The sequence below is a fragment of the Sphingopyxis sp. KK2 genome (assembly GCF_001990265.1).
In the GTDB taxonomy this organism is placed as follows: Bacteria; Pseudomonadota; Alphaproteobacteria; order Sphingomonadales; family Sphingomonadaceae; genus Sphingopyxis.
Map to the genome: position 1 here is coordinate 1 of NZ_LYVN01000206.1, position 5,103 is coordinate 5,103.

At 63.2% G+C, this 5,103-nt stretch carries 7 protein-coding genes and 2 pseudogenes; 5 read left to right on the forward strand and 4 right to left on the reverse strand.

What is annotated here, in order from left to right:
- Both hrcA and grpE read left to right on the forward strand, forming a co-directional pair.
- Window positions 1-1,028, forward strand: a 1,028-nt coding sequence (hrcA, locus tag B1A78_RS20320) for a heat-inducible transcriptional repressor HrcA (RefSeq protein WP_256839601.1), incomplete at its 5' end; no start/stop codon positions are given.
- 4 nt (window positions 1,029-1,032) lie between these two features.
- Window positions 1,033-1,596 carry a nucleotide exchange factor GrpE gene (gene grpE / locus B1A78_RS20325; RefSeq protein ID WP_077148693.1) on the forward strand — a complete coding sequence of 188 codons (564 nt, stop codon included), beginning with the start codon at window positions 1,033-1,035 and terminating at the stop codon, window positions 1,594-1,596.
- Between the two features lie 174 nt (window positions 1,597-1,770).
- On the opposite strand, the gene def is transcribed toward grpE, so the two are convergent.
- On the reverse strand, window positions 1,771-2,304 hold the full coding sequence (def, locus tag B1A78_RS20330) for a peptide deformylase (RefSeq protein ID WP_077148694.1): 534 nt from the start codon (window positions 2,302-2,304) through the stop codon (window positions 1,771-1,773).
- A gap of 121 nt (window positions 2,305-2,425) precedes the next feature.
- Here def and B1A78_RS20335 point away from each other — a divergent pair, with 121 nt between their 5' ends.
- Window positions 2,426-2,650: a DUF2188 domain-containing protein gene (locus tag B1A78_RS20335; protein ID WP_077148695.1), complete on the forward strand. Its 225-nt coding sequence runs from the start codon at window positions 2,426-2,428 to the stop codon at window positions 2,648-2,650.
- On the forward strand, window positions 2,647-3,288 hold the full coding sequence (locus B1A78_RS23005) for a hypothetical protein (protein WP_218668011.1): 642 nt from the start codon (window positions 2,647-2,649) through the stop codon (window positions 3,286-3,288). Before B1A78_RS20335 ends, B1A78_RS23005 begins: the two co-directional genes overlap by 4 nt.
- On the opposite strand, the pseudogene B1A78_RS23230 reads toward B1A78_RS23005, so the two are convergent.
- The 3 genes and pseudogenes from B1A78_RS23230 to recR all read right to left on the reverse strand — a co-directional run.
- A pseudogene (locus tag B1A78_RS23230) lies at window positions 3,285-3,393 on the reverse strand (recombination protein RecR); the annotation flags it as partial. The gene B1A78_RS23005 and the pseudogene B1A78_RS23230 sit on opposite strands and share 4 nt — an antisense overlap.
- Window positions 3,394-3,416: 23 nt before the next feature.
- Window positions 3,417-3,830: a hypothetical protein gene (locus B1A78_RS20345; protein WP_077148696.1), complete on the reverse strand. Its 414-nt coding sequence runs from the start codon at window positions 3,828-3,830 to the stop codon at window positions 3,417-3,419.
- Between the two features lie 344 nt (window positions 3,831-4,174).
- Window positions 4,175-4,771, reverse strand: a complete 597-nt coding sequence (gene recR, locus B1A78_RS20350) for a recombination mediator RecR (RefSeq protein WP_077148697.1) — start codon at window positions 4,769-4,771, stop codon at window positions 4,175-4,177.
- A gap of 238 nt (window positions 4,772-5,009) precedes the next feature.
- On the opposite strand from recR, the pseudogene B1A78_RS23235 reads away from it, so the two are divergent.
- A pseudogene (locus tag B1A78_RS23235) lies at window positions 5,010-5,103 on the forward strand (methionyl-tRNA formyltransferase); the annotation flags it as partial.

Consider the following 5,103-nt stretch of genomic DNA (forward strand, 5'->3'; position numbering starts at 1 on the left):
TCACCGAACTCACCACGCGCGCGCGCGACGTGTTCCGGCTCGTCGTCGACGCCTATCTCGAAACCGGCCAGCCCGTCGGCTCGCGCACGCTGTCGAAGCTCGCCAGCCTCAACCTCTCGCCCGCCTCGATCCGCAACGTCATGCAGGACCTCGAGGAATTCGGCCTGCTCGCCAGTCCGCACACCAGCGCCGGCCGCCTGCCGACCGAACAGGGCCTCCGCCTCTTCGTCGACGGCATGATGCAGGTCGCCGAACCCAGCGCCGAGGACCGCGCGCAGATAGAGGCCAGCCTGTCCGACGCCGGTCCGATCGAAAGCGCGCTCGCGCAGGCGACCTCGGCGCTCTCGGGCCTCTCGGCCTGCGCCGGGCTCGTCCTCGTCCCCAAGCACGAGCGCGTGCTCAAGCAGCTCGCCTTCGTGCCGCTGTCGGCCAGCCAGTCGCTCGTCATACTCGTCGCGGGCGACGGGTCGGTCGAGAACCGCGTCATCGACCTGCCGCCGGGGCTCAGCCAGTCGGCGCTGGTCGAGGCAGGCAATTATATCAGTGCAACACTCAGCGGCCTGACGCTCACCGAAGCGATGGCGCGCGTGTGCCACGAGATCGAGGCCGAGCGCATCGCGATCGACCGCGCCGCACAGGATCTCGTCAGCCGCGGCCTCGCCATCTGGTCGTCGGACGGCGCCGACCGCCCGGTGCTGATCGTGCGAGGGCAGGCCAATCTGCTCGACGACAGCGCGGTCGGCGACCTCGACCGCGTCCGCCAGTTGCTCGACGAACTCGAAACGAAACAGGACATCGCGCAGCTGCTCGACAGCGCGCGCGAGGGCAGCGCGACCCGGATTTTCATCGGGTCGGAGAATAAATTATTCTCGCTTTCGGGCTCGTCCGTGATAGCGGCGCCCTATCGCGGCGCGGACGGGCGCGTAGTGGGTGTCGTGGGCGTGATCGGCCCCACGCGCTTGAACTATGCCCGGATCGTACCCATGGTGGATTTCACCGCACAATCGCTCTCCAGACTGATACGATAGGTTTATGACAAATACTGACAATGACACGCCCGTCGACGACGCGCTGACCCCCGAAAATGTCGCGGCCGAGGCCGATGCGACCGCGCCCACCGCCGGCGAGAATGACGAGATCGCAAAGCTCGCCGAACAGGTCGCCGCGGTGCAGCAGGATCTGCTCTACGCCCGCGCCGAGACGCAGAACGTTCGCCGCCGCGCCGAAAAGGAGGTCGCCGACGCGCACGCCTATGCCGCAACCAAATTCGCGCGCGACATCCTCTCGGTCGCCGACAATCTCGGCCGCGCGCTCGCCGCGCTCAGCGACGAACAGCGCGCCGACGAAGGCATCAAGCCGCTGATTACCGGCCTCGAGGCGACCGAGCGCGAATTGCTCGGCGTCTTCGAACGCAACGGCATCACGCGCATCGCCGCGATCGGCCTGCCGCTCGACCCGAACCAGCACCAGGCGATGCTCGAAATCCCGAGCGACAAGGAACCCGGCACGATCGTGCAGGAAATGCAGGCAGGCTATATGATGAAGGACCGCCTGCTGCGCCCCGCGATGGTCGGGGTGGCGAAGGCGGCGGGCTGACCCTCTTCCCCTCTCCCATCTAGGGAGAGGGTTGCGAAGACTTGGCAACTTGTTGCCTAGGCGAAGCTGGGTGAGGGGTCGAACCTCGCGCCCACAGCCCCTCACCCGCTGCGACTAGCGAATAAATTCGCAAGTCTCGCTGCCCTCTCCCTAAATGGGAGAGGGGCTACAATCTCAAGCCGCCTTGCGCATCTTCGCGAGCTTCTTCAGCACCATCTCGCGCTTCAGCCGCGACAGATGGTCGATGAAGAGAATGCCTTCCAGATGGTCGTGCTCGTGCTGGATGCACGTCGCCATCAACCCGGTCATGCGTTCGCTGTGGTGCTTGCCATCCTCGTCCTGCCAGTCGACGGTGACCTCGGCGGGGCGCGTCACATCGGCATATTGCTCGGGGACCGACAGGCAGCCCTCCTGATAGATGCTATGCTCCTCGCTCTCTTCGGAGAAGACGGGGTTGATGAAGACGCGCGGGGTACGGATCAGGCGCTTGCCTTCTTCATCCTCGGGATCGGGTTCCTGCAGATCGATCACCAGGATGCGTTTCGGCACCCCGACCTGGATCGCGGCGAGCCCGATACCGGGGGCGTCGTACATCGTCTCGAACATGTCGGCGATCAGCGTCTTCAGCTCGGCGTCGAACGTCTCGACGGGCTTCGAAATGACGCGCAGCCGCGGATCGGGGGTCTCTATGATGGGTAAAAGGGCCATGGCGTGCAGGTATGGTCGCGCAGGCGCGGGGTCAAGGGGTGAGAACGCTTCGCCAATTTGGACAGATTTAATCTGGCGTAACAGCGCCTCCTGCCTTATCTTATCGTCAAGGAGTTGCAACGTGTCCAAACAAGGCCAGCATGTGGTGCCAAACGGAAATGGATGGGCCGTAAGAAAAGCCGGTTCATCCAGAGTGACGAGCACTCATTCAACTCAGTCGGCCGCCGTCGACGAGGCGCGACGCATCGCGATCAACCAGCGTACCGAACTCTATATCCATGGGCAGGATGGTCGAATTCGCGAACGCAATTCCTATGGCAATGACCCACATCCGCCTAAAGGTTGAGCTTGCCCGCCAGCTTTGAAACGTCAGTCTTCATCAACTGTCCGTTTGATGAAGAGTATGCGCCCTTGCTGCAAGCCATCAGTTTCTGTGTCATCTATCTGGATCGTCATCCCCGGATCGCGCCCGAAAATGCCGACGGGGCAGCAACCCGCATAGATCGAATCCGCGATATCATTACCTCGTCGAAATACGGAATTCACGACCTTAGCCGGTGTCGATCGCTCGCCGCCAACGAATTTGCACGCATGAATATGCCATTCGAACTTGGCATGGATCATGGCGCGCAGCGCTTCGGCGTCGGCCCGTTGGCCAGCAAATCGATCCTGATTCTGGAACAAGATCGATACGACTACCAGAGGGCCCTATCCGACATCGCGGGCTGGGATATCGAGGCGCATCGTGGCGATTTCAGGGAAGCCATGCGGGCCGTTCGTGGCTGGCTGATCACTCACGCCGGCTCACCCAACATCGGGCTATCGGCGATCGTCGGCAAATATGTCGCGTTTCAGGAATGGTACTTCGAACGGGAATTGGCGAATGGCGCGACGGAGGAAGATATTACGCGCTATCCGACAATCACTCTTGTCAATGCAATGATGGAATGGCGGCAACTCGGCGAACCAACCGAACTCAATTAGCCGACCGGCCGCCTTGGCCGCAGCGCCTGTGCCAGCGTCCCCTCGTCGAGATAATCGAGCTCTCCTCCCACCGGCAAACCATGCGCGCTGCGAAAGGCGCACCGGAAGCCCCCGAGAGTCGATATTGATCACGGCAATGGCACCGCGGCTACGCAACCGGCCAGATCAAGCTCGCGCTCTTCCAGATGATAGGCGCCATGCAATCCGCCATCGGCGTCGGCCAGCGCATGCGGCGGCACGGCATGAGCTTTCCGCTCGCCAGCCCGTCCTGCGGGAGCAGGCACAAGGTCGAACTGGATCACCGACGTCACCCGGTTGCTCGAACGCGGTGGCCGACCTTCCTTTTTCGCCGCCGCGATCTCTTCGGCATAATAGCGCGGGCGGTAATAAAAATGACGATCCAGACTGGCGATCCGCGCGGCACAGGGCGTCGCCTGCAACGCCGCCTCGACGCGGTCCATTTCAGTCTCGGTCGGCTTGACCTCGCGCGCGGCACAGGCGGACAGGACGAGACAAAGCGACAGGGCAAGACGCAGCGTCATTTCCGTCGCCGCTTCGCCTTGGTCGCGCTTTCGCTGTCGGCATATTCGGGCGGGAGATCATATTTGCCAACACGATCATAATGGCGGTCGCTCCTCAGAGACACCTCCTTCAAATGGCGCACAAGGCGCCAGCCCGCGAAAATGTTCCAGCAGACGAACCAGCAGACGCAAATCGACCATATCCAGAACGCATGCTCAATTTTCAGAAACTGGCCCCAAAGAATGACGAGAACTGCGGGTAGAAACGCGGGCAAGAGGGCTGCTTCCGCAGCCGTTCCCGACTGTCTTACCTTCTGGTCCGTCCAGTTACGGACAGCCAACCAGATTTTTCGTCCCATATTCATCTAACTCACCGGCCGCCTTGCCCGCAGCGCCTGCGCCAGCGTCCCCTCATCGAGATAATCGAGCTCTCCCCCGACCGGCAGGCCATGCGCGAGCTGCGTCAGCCGCACCGGATAACCCTCCAGCCGCTCGGCCAGATAATGCGCCGTCGTCTGCCCCTCGAGCGTCGCGTTCATCGCGAGCACCACCTCGTCGATCCCGCCCGCCGCGACGCGCGCGACCAACGCATCGATGCTCAAATCCTGCGGCCGCACGCCTTCGAGCGCCGACAATCGCCCACCGAGCACATGATATTTGCCCGGGAACAGCCGCGACTTGTCGAGTGCCCACAGGTCCGACACCTCCTCGACGACGCACAGGCTGCGCGCATCGCGGCGCGGGTCGGCGCAGATCGCGCACGGGTCCTGCGTGTCGACATTGCCGCAAATGCCGCACGTCACCAGCCGCTCGGACACCGTCTGCAATGCCGCGAGCAAAGGCGCGAAGCTGCTCTCGCGCTTCTTCATCAGGTGCAGCACCGCGCGCCGCGCCGACCGCGGGCCGAGCCCCGGCAGGCGGGCGAGTTGCTGGACGAGGGCTTCGATTTCGGTGGAGGCCATGCGGTGGTGGTAGTCAGTGTGCATAACATGCACAATATCCCCTCTCCCGTCGGGAGAGGGTTGCGCAAGCTTGGCAGCTTGCTGCCTAGCTGGAGCTGGGTGAGGGGTTGCGCCCTCTCGATAGCACACATCCCCTCACCCAGCTTCGCCTAGCGAACAAGTTCGCAAGGCTTCGCAACCCTCTCCCGACGGGAGAGGGACTTGCGCGCTGCGCATCCCTCCGCCAAAGCCCCCCACCATGCGCATCGCCTTCATGGGAACGCCGCCCTTTGCGGTACCGACGCTCGCCGCGCTCCACGCGGCGGGGCATCAGATCGTGGCGGTCTACACCC

Excerpts from the sequence above, each read along its gene's own strand:
- grpE (WP_077148693.1), top strand. The coding sequence starts at position 1,033 with ATGACAAATACTGACAATGACACGCCCGTCGACGACGCGCTGACCCCC.
- def (WP_077148694.1), bottom strand. The coding sequence starts at position 2,304 with ATGGCCCTTTTACCCATCATAGAGACCCCCGATCCGCGGCTGCGCGTC.
- B1A78_RS20345 (WP_077148696.1), bottom strand. The coding sequence starts at position 3,830 with ATGACGCTGCGTCTTGCCCTGTCGCTTTGTCTCGTCCTGTCCGCCTGT.
- recR (WP_077148697.1), bottom strand. The coding sequence starts at position 4,771 with ATGGCCTCCACCGAAATCGAAGCCCTCGTCCAGCAACTCGCCCGCCTG.